At 65.0% G+C, this 16,120-nt stretch carries 15 protein-coding genes; 6 read left to right on the top strand and 9 right to left on the bottom strand.

Features of this window, described 5'->3' with window-relative positions; genetic code table 11:
• Window positions 1-174 precede the first annotated feature (174 nt).
• The 3 genes from ACI2I1_RS02505 to tsaD are packed head-to-tail and all read right to left on the bottom strand — an operon-like array spanning window position 175 to window position 3,715.
• Window positions 175-1,692 (bottom strand): lipopolysaccharide biosynthesis protein, encoded by a 1,518-nt coding sequence (locus ACI2I1_RS02505; protein ID WP_404677769.1) that lies wholly within the window; start codon window positions 1,690-1,692, stop codon window positions 175-177.
• A complete protein-coding gene (locus tag ACI2I1_RS02500; protein ID WP_404677768.1) occupies window positions 1,689-2,678 on the bottom strand; it encodes an NAD(P)H-dependent glycerol-3-phosphate dehydrogenase in 990 nt (329 codons plus the stop codon). The genes ACI2I1_RS02505 and ACI2I1_RS02500 overlap by 4 nt, the downstream gene beginning before the upstream one ends.
• A complete protein-coding gene (tsaD, locus tag ACI2I1_RS02495; protein WP_404677767.1) occupies window positions 2,675-3,715 on the bottom strand; it encodes a tRNA (adenosine(37)-N6)-threonylcarbamoyltransferase complex transferase subunit TsaD in 1,041 nt (346 codons plus the stop codon). The genes ACI2I1_RS02500 and tsaD overlap by 4 nt, the downstream gene beginning before the upstream one ends.
• A gap of 45 nt (window positions 3,716-3,760) precedes the next feature.
• On the opposite strand from tsaD, the gene hemC reads away from it, so the two are divergent.
• The 3 genes from hemC (at window position 3,761) to ACI2I1_RS02480 (ending at window position 6,303) form a co-directional block, all read left to right on the top strand.
• Window positions 3,761-4,702 carry a hydroxymethylbilane synthase gene (hemC, locus tag ACI2I1_RS02490; RefSeq protein WP_404677766.1) on the top strand — a complete coding sequence of 314 codons (942 nt, stop codon included), beginning with the start codon at window positions 3,761-3,763 and terminating at the stop codon, window positions 4,700-4,702.
• Entirely contained in the window at window positions 4,699-5,385 is a 687-nt protein-coding gene (locus ACI2I1_RS02485) for a uroporphyrinogen-III synthase (RefSeq protein ID WP_404677765.1), read from the top strand. Before hemC ends, ACI2I1_RS02485 begins: the two co-directional genes overlap by 4 nt.
• A 66-nt stretch (window positions 5,386-5,451) precedes the next feature.
• On the top strand, window positions 5,452-6,303 hold the full coding sequence (locus ACI2I1_RS02480; protein WP_404677764.1) for a hypothetical protein: 852 nt from the start codon (window positions 5,452-5,454) through the stop codon (window positions 6,301-6,303).
• A 3-nt stretch (window positions 6,304-6,306) separates the two neighbouring features.
• On the opposite strand, the gene ACI2I1_RS02475 is transcribed toward ACI2I1_RS02480, so the two are convergent.
• A complete protein-coding gene (locus tag ACI2I1_RS02475; RefSeq protein WP_404677763.1) occupies window positions 6,307-7,521 on the bottom strand; it encodes an FAD-dependent monooxygenase in 1,215 nt (404 codons plus the stop codon).
• Between the two features lie 52 nt (window positions 7,522-7,573).
• Between ACI2I1_RS02475 and ACI2I1_RS02470 the strand changes: the two genes are divergently transcribed.
• Window positions 7,574-9,643 (top strand): protein-disulfide reductase DsbD family protein, encoded by a 2,070-nt coding sequence (locus ACI2I1_RS02470; protein WP_404678318.1) that lies wholly within the window; start codon window positions 7,574-7,576, stop codon window positions 9,641-9,643.
• Here the strand turns inward: ACI2I1_RS02470 and ACI2I1_RS02465 are convergent.
• The 5 genes from ACI2I1_RS02465 to uvrB form a co-directional block, all read right to left on the bottom strand.
• Window positions 9,579-10,202 carry a hypothetical protein gene (locus ACI2I1_RS02465; RefSeq protein WP_404677762.1) on the bottom strand — a complete coding sequence of 208 codons (624 nt, stop codon included), beginning with the start codon at window positions 10,200-10,202 and terminating at the stop codon, window positions 9,579-9,581. The two genes, ACI2I1_RS02470 and ACI2I1_RS02465, sit on opposite strands and share 65 nt — an antisense overlap.
• Window positions 10,203-10,233: 31 nt before the next feature.
• Window positions 10,234-11,751: a S10 family peptidase gene (locus ACI2I1_RS02460; protein ID WP_404677761.1), complete on the bottom strand. Its 1,518-nt coding sequence runs from the start codon at window positions 11,749-11,751 to the stop codon at window positions 10,234-10,236.
• 148 nt (window positions 11,752-11,899) lie between these two features.
• Entirely contained in the window at window positions 11,900-12,124 is a 225-nt protein-coding gene (locus ACI2I1_RS02455; RefSeq protein ID WP_404677760.1) for a type II toxin-antitoxin system HicB family antitoxin, read from the bottom strand.
• Entirely contained in the window at window positions 12,121-12,378 is a 258-nt protein-coding gene (locus tag ACI2I1_RS02450) for a type II toxin-antitoxin system HicA family toxin (RefSeq protein ID WP_404678317.1), read from the bottom strand. Before ACI2I1_RS02450 ends, ACI2I1_RS02455 begins: the two co-directional genes overlap by 4 nt.
• A gap of 70 nt (window positions 12,379-12,448) precedes the next feature.
• On the bottom strand, window positions 12,449-14,656 hold the full coding sequence (gene uvrB / locus ACI2I1_RS02445; RefSeq protein ID WP_404677759.1) for an excinuclease ABC subunit UvrB: 2,208 nt from the start codon (window positions 14,654-14,656) through the stop codon (window positions 12,449-12,451).
• 100 nt (window positions 14,657-14,756) lie between these two features.
• On the opposite strand from uvrB, the gene ACI2I1_RS02440 reads away from it, so the two are divergent.
• Complete coding sequence (locus tag ACI2I1_RS02440) at window positions 14,757-15,308, top strand: DUF3617 family protein (RefSeq protein ID WP_224812008.1); 552 nt, start codon at window positions 14,757-14,759, stop codon at window positions 15,306-15,308.
• A gap of 45 nt (window positions 15,309-15,353) precedes the next feature.
• Window positions 15,354-16,109 (top strand): esterase/lipase family protein, encoded by a 756-nt coding sequence (locus ACI2I1_RS02435; RefSeq protein WP_404677758.1) that lies wholly within the window; start codon window positions 15,354-15,356, stop codon window positions 16,107-16,109.
• Window positions 16,110-16,120 lie beyond the last annotated feature (11 nt).

Below are 16,120 nucleotides of genomic sequence, written 5' to 3'. Positions count from 1 at the left end.
TCCTCTCCATGATAGTTTCCCTAAGCAGTGATGTTATCTCATAAATTAAGGCGAATTGATGGCTTAATTGTGGCTAAAATAGGGCATTAGTCAATTGGCGTTGCGTGATCGGTTTGGCGCACAGCGCTGCAAACCACGATAAGTGGCTGATATGATGATGGAAATTTTAGATTGTCAGGCTTGCTGGTCGGGCAGCGTCTCGTCGCCCGATTTGGCCTTTTTTCGACTAAAGAGGACGCGATCTTCCGGGCCGAAGCCGCGCTTCCAGATCACGTAGCCATAGGTCGCCAGGATTGCGGGGACACCCAGCGCCAGTTCAGCCCATTCGGGCAGATAGGTCACCAGATAGCCCACCAGCGTCGCCGGCGCGGCAGCATAGACGAGCGCCCAGCGCCAGTTGTTGATCCCGTGGCCGAGGATTTTGGTCAGCAGCAGGGCCTTAACCAGGCTGGCCACGCCGAGCGCAATCATCAACGCCATGGCTGCGGCGGCTGCCTTGAACGGCTCGCCATAGCCATAAGCCATGACCACCTTGATAAGGATGATGGTGAGCACGGCCTGCAAGGCGATCGTGGCAATCGAGATCCACAGGTTGCGAACCCGTGCGACATAGACCAGCACGGCTTCCGAAACGACGGCGGTCGCGGCCACCACTTCGGCCAGCAGCAATAAAGCGAGCGCGCCGGTGCCGCCCACGGCATCCGGCCCGAACAGACCCATGATCGCTTCGCCGGGAACGCCCAGCGCAAGCCCGATGCCCGCCTGCGCGGCGATGATCCAGAAGCCTACCTGGCAGACCTGCTTGGCGATGGCCGCGTAATTCTTGGTCTTGAGGTTCTTGGTGATGACCGGGCCAAGGATGGGCTCGAAACTGGTCTTCAGTTTCTGCGGCAGGCTGGCGACCTGCTGTGCCATGTAATACACGCCGACGGCGGAAGGCGCGGCGAACAGGCCGAGGATGAAGACGTCGACCCGGCGTGTGCCCCATTCGATCGCGTCGGCGGTGGCCAGCGGCAGGGCGCGCAGCACGATCTTGCCCATGTAATTTGGGCTGGGCCGCCAGCCCAGCGGCTTCCCATAACTGCGGAAGAAGGCCCATAGCCCGGTGGCCAGGCCCGCATAGATCGAGACGAGATAGGCCATCGACAGGCCCGATTTAGACAGCACGGGCACGAAATAGAATGTGCCCGCTGCGATGGAGATGGTCCAGGGCTCCACGATCGCCCGCGCGCGAACGGTGGTGGCAATGTCGTATTTATAGGCCTGCGCGGCGAGCACGATTTCGGTCAGCGCATAGCCGGGAATGGCCAGCACTATCAGCCGGTCAAGCTCGGTATATTCGCCGCTCGGGAAGAGCGGGGCAGGGACCAGCCAGAAGAAGGCGGCAGCGATCCCGGAAAACAGCAGCGCCAGCAGCATCCCGTCATAGACGAGATTGGCGGGATGGTATTTTTCGCCATCGGACAGCCGCTGGGCGAGGCCGCGCTTTTCGCCCATGGCGCAGATCAGCGCCGTCAGTTCGACCACCACCAGCGCGGAGGCGAACCGCCCCGTGGCATCAAGACCGTAGAGACGGCCCGCGATAAAGAGGAACGGAATGCGCGCCAGCAGCCGCAGCAGGAAACCGAGGACGTTCTGCTTGCCGCCCTTGGCGAGAGCGGACAGGTCTTCGTCATTGGTGGCTTCTGTCACCCGGCGGCTTCCTGTTCGGCCTTCAGCGGACGGGCAAGCAAGCCCTGCACGACTTCGCGCGGATCATCGCCCCGCAGCAAATCGTAGACCGCCGTGACGATCGGCATGGCGATCCCGTGGCGCGCCGCGAGTTCCACCAGCACCGGCGCGGTATGCGCGCCTTCGGCGACCGTGCGGCGGTCGGCCATGAGGTCCTGCGCGCTCTGGCCTTCGCCCAGCGCCTTGCCGAGCGAGAAATTGCGGCTGGAGGTGGAGGAGCAGGTGAGGACGAGATCGCCCAGCCCGCACAGGCCGGTGAGCGTTTCCGCCCGCGCGCCCTTTTCCTCGCCGAAGCGCAGCATTTCGGCATAGCCGCGCGCGATCAGCGCGGCGCGGGCATTCTGGCCAAGCTGCAGCCCGTCGACCACGCCGCAGGCAATCGCGAGGACGTTTTTCACCGCGCCGCCGATTTCCGCGCCGGTTACATCGTCCGAATAATAGGGACGGAAAGCCTGGCGCGCGATGGCGGGGGAGATGCGCTTCCACTGCGCCTTGCCGCCGCTGCAGGCGAGAGTCACGGCGGCCGGCAGGCCGGCGGCAACTTCATGGGCGAAGGTCGGTCCGGAAAGCACAGCAATCTCGCTGCCGGGCGCCGTGTCGCGGGCGACATGGTTCATCAGCCGGCCCGAACCGGCCTCGATCCCCTTGGAACACAGGATCAGGTCGCGCGGATGGCCGGGCATGGCTTCGAGCACGCCGCCCATATGTTGCGCCGGAGTGACCACCAGCAGCGTATCCAGACCGGCCATTTCGGCAAGGTCGTCCGTCGCGTGAATACCCGGCGCAAGTGTCGCGCCGGGCAGATAGGTCGAATTGGTCCGGCTGGAATTGATTTCCTGCACCAGCGCCGCCTCGCGCGCCCACAGCAGCACGTCGCTGCCGTCGCTCGCCACCATCTGCGCCAGCGCCGTGCCCCATGCGCCTGCGCCAAGAACACCCGTCTTCATGCCTTCACTCCTGCCCCGCGCACCGGTTCCGCCCCGGCATCGAGCGGCCAGCGCGGCCGGGCCGAGATGTCGAGCGGATCACCGGCGAAATCGGGTAGCCCCAGCCGTTCGATCCCCGCCCAAGCGATCATCGCCGCATTGTCGGTACACAGCTTGGGCGGCGGCGCGGTGAAGCGCATCGAGTGCTGCGAGGCCAGCGCTTCCAGCGCCGCGCGGACCGAAGCGTTGGCCGCCACGCCGCCTGCCACCACCAGTGTCTCGCAATCCTGCATCTCCGCCAGCGCGATCCGCAGCCGGTCGACCACGCAATCGATCGCCGCCTGCTGGAAGCTCGCGGCGATGTCTTCGGACTTGTACTTGCCGCTCTCGTGCGCGCGCAGCACGGCGCTTTTCAGTCCGGCAAAGCTGAAATGCGGTTCCCCGCTGCCGACCATCGGGCGGGGCAGAGGGACTGCTTTCGCATCGCCTTCCTTCGCGGTGCGTTCCACGGCAGGCCCGCCGGGAAAGCCGAGGCCGAGGATCTTGGCGGTCTTGTCGAAAGCTTCGCCCAGCGCATCGTCGATCGTGGTGGCAAGGCGCCGATAGCTTCCCACGCCGTCCACCCGCAGGATCTGGCAGTGCCCGCCGGAAACCAGCAGCAAGGCATAAGGAAAACCGAGCTCACCATCGGCCAGGCGGGGGCTCAACGCATGGCCTTCCAGATGGTTGACCGCGATCAGCGGGACATTGCTCGCCATGGCCAGCGCCTTGGCACTGACGAGACCGACCATCACGCCGCCGATCAGGCCGGGGCCAGCGGTGGCGGCGATCCCGTCCAGATCGCCCAGCGCGACATCGGCATCGCCCAGCACAGCCTCGATCATGGGGGCGAGCCGCTCGGCATGGGCGCGCGCGGCGATTTCGGGGACCACGCCGCCGAAGGGCGCGTGTTCTTCATCCTGCGAGGCGATGCGCTGCGCCACGATGCGCCGATCGCCATCGACCACGGCCACGGCGGTTTCGTCGCAGGAACTTTCTATGCCCAGAACCAGTGTCATTGCGCTTTCCCTTAGCGTTATCGCTCGCTAGGGCAAGCGCGCGCCATGTCAGACAGAACGCCAGCACCCGCTCCCTTCCGCCTTGGAACCCGTCGCTCACCGCTTGCCATGGCGCAGGCGCACGAGGCGCGCGCCCGGTTGTGCGCCGCGCATGGCTGGGATGAAAACCTCGTCGAACTGGTCCCGGTGATCGCCAGCGGCGACAAGATCCAGGACCGCCCGCTGGCCGATATCGGCGGCAAGGCGCTGTGGACGCGCGAGCTCGATATCTGGCTCGCGGAAGGCCGGATCGATGCGGCGGTCCATTCGATGAAGGACGTAGAGACGATCCGCCCCGCGGAAATCGCGATCGGCGCGATCCTGCCGCGCGCGGACAAGGCGGACGTGCTGCTGGGCGCAAGCTCGCTCGAAGCCATTCCGCAGGGCGCCCGCGTCGGCACCAGCGCGCCGCGCCGTGCCGCACAATTGCTGAATGCCCGCCCCGATCTTGAAGTGGTCGGCATCAGGGGCAATGTCGCCACGCGTATGGCAAAACTCAATGCAGGCGATGCCGACGCGACTTTCCTGGCTGCCGCCGGGCTGGCGCGGCTGGGCGAAAATTCGGTCGGTACAAGGCTCGATCCCGAAGAATGGCTGCCCGCTCCGGCTCAGGCGGCCATCGGGCTCGAATGCCGCGCGGGCGACGATCAGACGCGCGAGATACTTGCCGCCATCGACCACGGCCCCAGCAACGAGGAAGTCATGCTAGAACGCGCGCTGCTCGAAGGGCTGGGGGGCACGTGCCACAGCCCCATCGCTGCGCTGACCCGGCGCGACGGCGATGATCTGCACTTGCAAGCCGCCATCTACAGTCCCGATGGCGCGATCCGCATTGCGCGCGAAGGCCGCTTCGCGCCCCGCGATCTTGACGGCGCACGGCAATTGGCGCGCGATCTGCTGGCCGAAGCGCCAGAGCATGTCGCGGTGCATTTCGGCGGCGCGGCATGACCCGGCCGCTGTTCGTCTTCCGCCCCGAACCGGGCCTGCGCGTTACGCTGCAGACTGCCGATGCGGCGGGCTTCGATGCCTATGGCTGCCCGCTGTTCAAGGTCGAACCGGTCGAATGGAGCGCGCCCGACCGCAAGGAATACGATGCACTGCTGGTAGGCAGTTCGAACGTCTTCCGGCACGGCGGGGCGGGGCTGGACAAGCTTGCCGGCCTGCCGGTCTATGCGGTGGGCGAGGCAACAGCGGAAGGCGCGCGCGAAAAAGGCTTCATGGTCACGAAGACCGGCAAGGGCGGGCTCCAGAACGTGCTCGACGAAATTGCCGGGCGCGAACTTCGCTTCCTGCGGCTTGCCGGCCAGAAGATGATCGATCTGGACAGGCCCAAGGGGATCGAGATCGACACCCGCGTGGTCTACCGGACACGGGCGCTGCAGATGTCTCCTTCGGTCAGCAAGCTGCTGCGCGAACAGGGCGGGGTGGCGCTGCTTCATTCGGGCGAGGCGGCTGGCCGTCTCATTGAGGAATGCGACCGGCTGGGCATCGACCGCAAGACCATTACCGTGGCCGCGCTCGGCCCGCGCATAGCAGGTATGGCGGGCAAGGGCTGGGAGGCCGTACACACCGCGCCCCAGCCGCTCGATGCCGAGCTACTGGCCATGGCGCAGGGTTTGTGCCAAGGCTGAGCGGGGTTCGCGAATTGGAGCGGAATGGACGATTTTTCGACTAATCGGCGCGCACGTCGCAGCAGCGTGAAGCCTGTGTTACTGGCCTTGATGGCGTCTTTCGCGCTGGGCGCGGGCGCGGTCGGCTATTTCGCGTGGCGCGACCGCGTGCCCCAGGACGGCGCAGAGCCGGCCCAGCAGCTGGCGCAGACTGTCGCCGAAGAACCGCGCGCAACCGGATCACCAAGCCCCATGCCCAGCGCCGCCGAGCGTGCCCAGGCCGCCGATACGGTCGAGCAGATGGCCGAACAGCAGGGCGGCATCGACCAGCGGCTGGCCGCCGCCGAACAGCGTCTGGCCCGGCTCGATCTGCAGGCGCAGGCCGCTGCCGGCAATGCCGCGCGGTCCGAAGGGCTGCTGATTGCCTTCGCCATCCGGCGCGCCATCGATAAGGGGGCGCAGCTGGGCTATCTTGCGGATCAGTTGCGGCTGCGCTTCGGCGATGCCTTGCCCAACGCCGTCAACACGATCCTGACATTCTCGCGCGATCCGGTGACGCTCGATCAGCTTACCGCCCGCCTCGACGGGCTGTCGCCGCAGCTTCAGTCGGGTGATCAGCGCGGCGGGTTCGAACGCTTCACCGAAGAACTCGGCGCCCTGTTCACCGTCCGCCGCGAAAGCGCGCCATCTCCCCAGCCGGAAATGCGTATCGAGCGCGCGCGGCTGTTCCTGATGAGCGGGCGGACCAGTTCCGCCATCGCCGAAGTGCGCAACATGCCCGGCGCGCGCAATGCCCAAGGGTGGCTGCGCGATGCCGAACGCTATGCCGCGACGCAGCGGGCGCTGGACCTGATCGAAACCGCTGCCGTGCTGGAGCCGCGCCGCCTGCGCGATGGCGCGGGCAATCGCATATCGCAGCCCAGCCCGGCGGAAGAATAGGCCTCAGCCCTTCATCAGCTCTGGAACGTCTCCCGAAACGCCGCGCGCTTCGTCCATAAAGAACTTCTTGAGCCACCCGGTCCGCTGGACCCCGGCCATGCCCAGCCGCCGCACGGCGCTGGCGGTCTTGCCGGGGACGCCGAAAATGCGTGTCAGCGTGTCGGTTGCGCCCATCACCATCACGGAATCGAGCGCGCGCCACTTTTCATACCGTTCGAGCACCTGCGCATCGCCCAGATCGAGGCCCAGCCTGCGGGCATCGCCCAGCACTTCGACCAGCGCGCCAACGTCACGCAGGCCGAGATTGAGGCCCTGGCCCGCAATCGGATGCATCCCGTGCGCGCTGTCGCCGATCAGCGCCATGCGCTGGTCCACGATGCGCACCGTGTGCTGGAAGCTGAGCGGATAGGAAGAACGCCCGCTGTTCAGGGCAAGCTCGCCCAGGATGGTGCCCATCCGCTTTTCCACTTCGGCGAGAAAGGCACGGTCGCCCATCTTCAGGACGCCAGCGGCATCCTTTTCATCCACCGTCCATACCAGCGCGCTGCGATGCTCGCCCTCCGGACCGTCGAGCATGGGGAGCAGGGCAAAGGGCCCGTCCTGGTAGAAGATCTCCCACGCCACGCCGTCGTGCGGCTTGGAATGGTTGAGCCCGGTGATGATCGCGCGGTGCGAATAATCCCAGCTCGCCATTTTCAGCTCGGCATCCTCGCGCGTGGGGGAACCGCGACCTTCGGCACCGATCAGGAGATCGGCTTCGAGCACCGTGCCGTCTGCCAGCGTGGCGCTGACGGCAAAGGCATCGCGGTGGCGCTCCACCACTTCGACCGGCGCATGCATGGCAATCAGCGGTTCGTTCTTAGCGGCATCGTAGAGCGCGATGCGCAGCTGGCGATTGGCGAACATGCGGCCCAGCGAACCTTCGTGTGGTTCGGGGCGGAAATCGATGCGGCCCGGTTTCATCTGGTCCACCACCGCGATCGCTTCGATCGGGCAGCCATGCGGTTCCAGCGTTTCGGCCAGGCCGATATTGCGGAAGAGGCGCCAGCTCGCCGTCGAAATCGCCGAGGCGCGGCCGTCGAAGCCCTCCGCAGTGAGATCGGCCGGGTCGGCCCGGTCGACGAGGTGGCTCGAAAGCCCCTGTTTCGCCGCCGCCAGCGCCAGTGTGGTGCCGACGAGGCCGCCGCCGAGGATGAGCAAGTCGCGCTTGTCTGTCATGGGGGCAATCCCTAATGCGCTGAGCGTGACCGACGCAAGGACAATGGACGTGATGCGCGCTTTTTGGCTCGCTTTCCTGATTGCGCTTGCCTGTTTTGTCCCGTCCACGCTGTCGGCCCGAGAAGCACGCTTCGGTGGCGGCAATATCGCGGTCGAACTGCGCGCCGATGGGGAGCCGGTGGCGGGCGAAACCTGGATGCTGGCGCTGCATTTCACGCCGTCGAGCGCTGAGTGGCATGGCTATTGGTCCAATCCGGGCGATGCGGGGCAGGGCATGTCGCTCGAACTGGATCTGCCGCAAGGCTGGCAGGCGGGCGAACCACTGTATCCGGTGCCTCAGGTGCTGACCATTTCCGGGCTGATGAACCATATCTACGAAGGCGATTATGCCGTCCTCGTGCCGGTAGAGGTGCCGCAGGGGGCGGATGTGGCCGCCGCGCCGCCGGTGACGGGGTTCGTTTCCTACCTCGCCTGTACCGACCGGATATGTGTGCCGCAGGATGCCGTGCTGCGGGCGCGCACAGGCGGCGATTTTCGCCAGTGGCAGGCCGCCGTGGCGCCGCTGCTCGACCGGGATGCGGTCTATGAGGTTTCGGGCGACCGGCTGCGCGTGGGCGTGCCGCTGCCTGCCGAGCTGGACGTGGGCGATTTGCATCTGTTCATGAAGACCGCCGATTTCGGCAGCGGCCTCGCGCCCGATTATGCCGCCGTGCAGACTTTCATCCGGGAAGGCGATCTGCTGGTCGTGGAACTGCCGCTAAAGCGCCGCCCGGGCTTCGATGCCGCGCCGCTGCCGGAACGGATCGAGGGGATCCTCTCCTTCGGCAAGGGACAGGGGCTGCGCTTCGGCGCGGTTCAGGGGGACGTGCCTCTGGAAGGAGTGAAGCCGATCAGCGGCGGCGGGGCGCAGGTGCCTGCGCTGTGGGTGTTGCTGCTGGCGGCGCTGGGCGGCGGATTGCTGCTCAACATCATGCCCTGCGTCTTCCCGATCCTGAGCCTCAAGGCACTGGCGCTGGCCAAGGCCGGGGGCGACGAGATGTCGGCGCGGCGCGATGCGCTGGCCTATACGGCGGGCGTGGTGCTCGCCTGTGCGGGGCTGGGGGCGGCGATCCTCGCGCTGCGCTCGGCGGGGGAGCAGGTGGGCTGGGCCTTCCAGCTGCAGGAGCCGCGCGTGGTCGGCGCGCTGTTCCTCTTGGCGGTCGCCATCACGGCGAATTTCCTCGGCCTGTTCCAGGTGCCGGGCATGGCGATCGCGGGCGGCAGGGCCTCGATGCGCGGGTCGTTCGGGACCGGCCTGCTGGCGGCATTCGTGGCGACGCCGTGCACCGGCCCGTTCATGGCGCTAGCGCTCGGCGCGGCGCTGGTGCTGCGCCCGGTGGAAGGCTTCGCAATCTTCACCGCGCTAGGGGCGGGGCTGGCGCTGCCGTTCCTGCTGCTCGGCTTCATCCCGGCGTGGCGGAGGAAACTGCCCAGGCCGGGGCCGTGGATGGAACGGTTCCGCCGCTGGATGGCGCTGCCCATGGGGCTGACCGTGCTGGCGCTGGCATGGCTGCTATGGCGGATTGCCGACGATCTGTGGCTGATCCTGCTTGCCGTGCTGACGGTCATCCTGCTGGCGCTGCTCGCCTTATTGGGTCAGCGACAGGGCAGGGGGCTGGGCGGCGGCAAGATATTCTTCGCCTGCATCGTTGGTTTGGCAATTTTCGCCATCTCCCTCTTCCCCCAGCCGCAGCCGCGCGCATCCACCGAGGACAGCCTGCTCGCCCCGCGGCCCTTTTCCGAAACCGCGCTGGCCGAGGCGCGCACCTCGGGCAAACCCGTATTCGTGTGGTTCACCGCCGACTGGTGCGTAACCTGCAAGGTCAATGAAAGCGTCGCCATCGAACGCGAGCAGACTCGCCGGGCGTTCGAGGAGGCGGGTGTCATCACCCTGCGCGGCGACTGGACGCGGCGCGACGAGGAGATTGCGAGCTTCCTTGCCCAGCAGGGCGCGGCGGGCGTCCCGCTTTACCTGTGGTATTCACCCGGCGCCGAGGCCGAGCAATTGCCGCAGGTCCTTACGCCGGATCTTTTGGCTGATCGGGCGCGGGAAGAAACGGATTCCCCGCTTTCGGCTCGCTGAGTTCGGCCCCCGGCAGTGCTTCCGGCGCGTCCCGCTCGCCCAGCGAATTGATGCAGCGGTTGATGAAATCGCCCGGCGCATTGCTGGCGTTGAGGATCACCGAGCCCGCACCGGGAATCGTCGCCTCGACGCGGTTGCGTCCGGTCAGCACTTCCAGCCGCGGATCGTCGGCGGCGGTCCGCCCGCGCCACAGCCACGCCTCGCTGCCCTCCGCACCGTCCTGTTCGGCATCGACCCACAGGCGTTCGACATGGCCATTGCCGATCAGCGCCAGCACCGCCTTTGCATTGGCATCGGCTGCGACATAACGCGTATAGACCAGCTGCCCGTCCTGGCAGGCGAGCGAGAGCAGGGGCGCTTGCCCCGGCAGGCCGTAGAGCAACCGCCCGCTCCTGGGGCTGGGGGCCCAGGCCGCGCCTTCGGTGTCGGGCGAGGCGATCGGCGCGCGCGGGGCGGTGCGTTCTTCCTTGATGACCGCGCGGGCGAGGTAATCGTCCGATGCGGGCGGCTTGCAGGCAGCCAGGGCGAGCAGGGGAAGCAATGCGAGTGTGCGAACCATGTGCGCCCCTATGCCCAGCTTTCTCCCAGCGTCAACGGGCGCGGATGAAGGCGCGCAAATCGGCAGAGAGTTTTGCCCGGTCCTCGTCGCGAATATACATCATGTGGCCGGCATCGTAATAATGGAACTCCACCCGGTCCTGCGGAATGCCGGTCCGGTTGAGCGAATATTCCGCGCCGAAGAAAGGCGTGGCGAAATCGTACCAGCCCTGGCCCACGAAGGTGCGCAATCCGCTGTTCTTGCGCATCGCCTCGCCCACGAAGGGCGCGACGTTGAGATAGGCCCCGCGCTGGCGGCCCGATAGCGACCAGTTCCAGTTCATGCCAGGATCGGACCCGATCGACTGGTATTCGCGGTCGGTCCGGTAACCCAGCCCATCGCGCAGCCAACTGTTGATCGCGGCGGTATAGCCCGCATCGATGCCGTAGAAGCTGGGATCGTCATCGGGATATTCCCCGGCGCTGTCGAAATCCGTGCCGGTATAGCGCGCATCGAGCCTGCCTATGGTCAGCCCCTGATCGCGCAGCAATTCCTTGTAGAACCGCGGGGCGGTCACGCGCAGATCCGCATTGTCGAGATAGGTTTCCGAAAGACCGGTCAGCCGCGCCATCTCGGCGCGGACCGAGGCGCGTTCCGCCGCGGGCAGATCCTGCCCCTTCAGCAGGGCGGTGGCGAAAGGCCCGATGGCGAAGCGGCGCGCGTCTTCCACGATCGCCTCGACCGAGGGGGCCTGCGCCTTGCCGTGATACCAAGCCGCCGCGGCCATGTTGGGCAGCGTCATGACATAGGCCATCTCATTGCCCGGCGTGGGCTCGCGCGCCGCGAAGTCGAGGATGGTCGAAACCAGGATCAGGCCATTGAGGCCGACATCGTTATAGGTGCGCCCTTCCAGCTCGCGCGCGACCATGGCGGTGCGGGTGGTGCCATAGCTTTCGCCGCCCAGATATTTGGGGCTGTTCCAGCGCCCGTTCTCGTTCAGCCACAGGCGGATGACCTTGGCCACGGCCTGCGCATCTTCTTCCAGCCCGTAATATTTCTTCGGGTCGGTGCCTTCCGTAAGATGGCTGAAACCGGTGCCCGGCGGATCGATGAAGACTAGGTCCGCGACATCGAGCAGGCTGTCGGGATTGTCGACGATGGGATAGGGCGGCGCGCCGTCGTCCTTCGCATCGGAAGGAATGGCCACGCGCTTGGGCCCCCATGCGCCCATCTGCAGCCAGACCGATCCCGATCCCGGCCCGCCGTTATAGATGAAGAACACCGGGCGCGAGGCATCGCGCGGGCTTTTCACATAGCTGGTTGTCACGATCACCGCTTCGGGCGTGCCGTCATCCGCCTTCAGCACCGTGTCGGATACGGTCGCGCGGTAGGATATGCGCTGGCCGCCGAATGTGCCGGTCATGTCCTGCGTGCGGACCTGCGGCTCCACCGCTTCGGCTGCCGCGCTGGCGGCGGGCTTGGCATCGTCCTGCGCCATGGCGGCGGCGGGCAGCAGCGCAAAGGCGCTGGCGGCAAGGACCCGGAAAATCGGGCGGCGGCTGGTCATCATGGCAAATCCCCTCAATCGGGATAACCTATGCCTGCCGCCGCGAAGGAGCGTCAAATACGCTCGTCGATCAGGGTTTGCCGCCCATCCGTTTATAGCGGGCCTTGCCGAGTGACTGCCGAAAGAAAGCTAAGACGGTGCTTTTCCAGAATCAGCCAACGGCATAGATTGCGGGGCGATATTGCGCTTCGGGAATCAGGAAGCCTCGATCTCTCGCGGTTTCTATCCAGCCCTCGATCGCGGAATCGATGTTGGCAAGAGCCTCCGCGCGGGTATCTCCGTGCGCGGAGCATGGCTTGAGATCGGGCACATCCGCGATCCAGCATTGGTCTTCGGCGGACCAGAACAGATTGATATGATAATGTGGTTCGTTCACGGACCCATATATAGGCCGTGTTCCTCTACCAGTTCAAGGAATTCGCGCACTTGATAGGCTTTGGCCTCTTTCCCGCTCGGCTGAATAGGAAAAGGGCGAGGAACCTTGGCGTGAACCCAAATCTGGTGACTGCCTTTCGTTCGGTCATGCTCAAAGCCAAAAGCCCGTAGCAATTTTTCGAAATCCCGAAAGCTGAGCGGCGCGCGCGGAGTGGCGATAAGTCTTTCGTAGAGCTTTTCGATACGGGTCATCATCACGTCCTGAAAGTATTTCCATGGACGTTAGCACTGCAAACTGGTCCGCGCTATTTTACGGCTTTACGCGTCAAGGTTTGCCGCCCATCCGTTTATAGCGCGTCTTGCCGTAACGATCCTTGCGCGTGCCCGGGCGGCCCGCATCGCTGCGGCCGACGCGGGGAGCCTTCTTCTCTGCATCGTCCAGGCCAAGCTCGTCGTTTTCCAGCTGGCGGATCTCGTCGCGCAGTCTGCCGGCTTCCTCGAATTCCAGATCGGCGGCGGCCTTGCGCATCCGCTTTTCCAGATCCTCGATATAGGCGCGCAGATTATGGCCGACGAGATTGTTGCGCTCGGCATCGCCCGTGTCAACGGTCACGCCGTCCTGCGCGGCGCTATGTGCCACGATATCGGCGATATCGCGCTTGATGGTCTGCGGCGTGATGCCGTGTTCTTCGTTATAGGCTTTCTGCTTTTCGCGGCGGCGGTCGGTTTCCGCCATCGCGCGTTCCATGCTGCCGGTGATGCGGTCGGCATAAAGGATCACGCGGCCTTCCAAGTTACGCGCGGCGCGGCCGATGGTCTGCACCAGGCTGGTTTCGGATCGCAGGAAGCCTTCCTTGTCGGCATCGAGAATGCAGACCAGCCCGCATTCGGGAATGTCGAGGCCTTCGCGCAGCAGGTTGATGCCCACCAGCACATCATAGACGCCCAGGCGCAGATCGCGGATCAGTTCGATACGCTCCAGCGTCTCCACGTCACTGTGCATATAGCGAACCTTCACGCCCGCTTCGTGCATGAATTCGGTCAGATCTTCGGCCATGCGCTTGGTCAGCGTGGTGACCAGCGTCCGGTAACCCATCTTGGCGGTCTTCTTGCATTCCTCGATGCAATCCTGGACCTGGTCCTCGACCGGCTTGATCTCCACCGGCGGATCGATGAGGCCCGTGGGGCGGATGACCTGTTCGGCGAACACGCCGCCGGTCTGTTCCATCTCCCATGTGCCCGGCGTCGCCGAAACGCAGAAGGTCTGCGGGCGCATCGCGTCCCATTCGTTGAAGCGCAGCGGGCGGTTGTCGATACAGCTGGGCAGGCGGAAGCCGTGTTCGGCCAGCGTGATCTTGCGCCGGTGGTCGCCCTTCGACATCGCGCCGATCTGCGGCACGGTCTGGTGGCTTTCATCGACGAACAGCAGCGCGTTTTCGGGCAGATATTCGAACAGCGTCGGCGGCGGTTCGCCCGGCAGGCGGCCGGTCAGGAAGCGGCTGTAATTCTCGATCCCCGCGCAAGAACCGGTGGCAGCGATCATTTCCAGATCGAAATTGGTGCGCTGTTCCAGCCGCTGCGCCTCCAGCAATTGGCCTTCGGCATGCAGTTCCTTCAGCCGCTCGGTCAGCTCGAACTTGATCGCCTCGCTGGCCTGCTTCATCGTCGGCCCGGGCGTGACATAGTGCGAATTGGCATAGACGCGGACCTTTTCCAGGCTCGCGCCCTTCTTGCCGGTCAGCGGGTCGAATTCGCTGATTTGCTCGATTTCGTCGCCGAAGAAGCTGACGCGCCATGCCACGTCTTCATAGTGGCTCGGGAAGATTTCGAGATTGTCGCCGCGCACGCGGAAGTTGCCGCGGGCAAAGGCGGCGTCGTTGCGCTTGTATTGCAGCGCCACCAGCTTGCGGATCAGTTCGCGCTGGTCGACGGTATCGCCCGTCTTGATGTCGAAGATCATCGCCGAATAGGTTTCGACCGATCCGATACCGTAAAGGCAGGATACCGAGGCCACGATGATCACATCGTCGCGTTCCAGCAGGGCGCGGGTGGCCGAATGGCGCATCCGGTCGATCGCCTCGTTTACGCTGGATTCCTTCTCAATATAGGTGTCGCTGCGCGGGACATAGGCTTCGGGCTGGTAGTAATCGTAATAGCTGACGAAATATTCGACCGCGTTCTCGGGAAAGAAGCTCTTGAATTCGCCATAGAGCTGCGCGGCCAGGATCTTGTTCGGCGCCAGGATCAGGGCGGGGCGCTGCAATTCCTCGATCACCTTGGCCATGGTGAAGGTCTTGCCTGAACCGGTGACGCCCAGCAGGACCTGCGTCTTCTCGTCCTCGCGCGCCGATCCCACCAGTTCGGCGATCGCGGTGGGCTGGTCCCCGCTGGGGGTATATTCGCTGACCAGCTTGAACGCCTTGCCCGGCATCGACTTTTCGGGCCGCGCGGGCTTGTGCGGGACGAAATCGCCGGTGGTATCCGGTTCTTCCAGTCCCCTGCGAATTACGAGGCCAGTGGTGGGTTCTGTCATAGGCGCACATATGGGGAACGCGGGGCAGGGCTGCAACGCCTGTTACGCGCCGGCCGGATATGCTAGCGCCGCAGCCGAATTATTCAGAGGATCAATGCCCATGCTTCGTTTCGTGACCACCGCCTGTGCCGCTCTTGCGCTGGCCGCCTGTTCTTCCGGCAGCGACGAAGTGGACGCCGATGGTGACGGCACGGTTTCCACCGAAGAAGCGAAGCAGGCCGCCGAAAAGGTCCGCCCGCTGCAGCCCGGCGAATACAAGATGAACATGGAACTGGTCGATCTGACCGACCCGACCATGAGCGCGGAAGAAATCGCGCAGGCCAAGCAGTTCTTCTCCTCGATGAGCGGGATGGCCCCGGCGCGCTGCCTGACCGAGGAAGAGGCCAATGAAGGCATGGCCGGCATCGCGCAGGGTCTGCAGGACGGAAATTGCACGGTCCAGAACATGACCGCCGATGAAGGCGGCATGCGCGGCGACATGACCTGCAAGGGGCAGAACGGCGATGCCAAGGTCAATATCGATACCACCTCGACCGGCACTTCCTCGCAGATGACCATGCGCGTGGCTGAGCCGACTGCGGACGGCCAGGAAAAGACCACCACGATGAAGATCGGCATGACCCGCGTCGGTGACTGCGCGAAGGAAGGCTGATCCGTTCAGGAACCCGCCATCGTGAGAGCGCATTATAGCTCCACGATGGCGACCTTACCTTTTTACGAACAACGCGCTGAATGGGGCCGCCGGCTGGCGCTGGCGGCCGAACCGTGCGCGGACGATGCGCGTCCGCCCAGTCTCCGGCTGTTTTTCCGGGAGTGGTTGTATCCATTCCTGCCGATCAAGAGGGTGTTCGGGCCCAAAATCGGAATAAAACCGGCGGCAAAACCGCAGACTGTGATGCTCCTGCCGGGCTTCGGCGCGCACCCAATCCGCATGCGCTGGATGGCCAGGCAGCTCGAAAAAGCGGGCCATGAAGCCAAGCGCTGGGGGCTGGGATACAACCTCGGCGCGACCGAATGGCGCTTCAAGCGGGTCGAGAAGCGCTTGAAAAAGCTGTATAAAAAGCGCCGTGAGCCGATCACGCTGGTGGGCTGGAGCCTGGGCGGGGTGATGGCGCGCGAACTGGCGAAGCTGCATCCCGAAAGGGTCGCCAAAGTCGTCACCATGGGTTCCCCCTTCTCGGGCAGCCCCCGCGCCAACAACGGCTGGCGCGCCTACCAGGCCATCGCCGGCCACCGCGTCGACGAGCCCGAGATCGACACCGTCGTTTCCGAGAAACCTCCTGTAGAAACAGTGGCTTTCTGGAGTCCCTGCGACGGAATAGTGGCGCCGAAATGCGCCTGTGGCAAACCGAATGAGCGCGATCGCGCCGTCGCCCTGCGCTGTACCCACATGGGTTTCGTCATGACGAATGAGGCCATGACGGCGCTTCTTTCGGAACTGGACCGCGACTGAACCCTTTATTC

The sequence above is a fragment of the Qipengyuania sp. NPDC077563 genome (genome assembly GCF_044901345.1).
Lineage (GTDB): Bacteria > Pseudomonadota > Alphaproteobacteria > Sphingomonadales > Sphingomonadaceae > Qipengyuania > Qipengyuania aestuarii.
The sequence above is the reverse complement of the archived record's forward strand: the minus strand, read 5'-3'. Positions and strand labels throughout refer to the sequence as shown.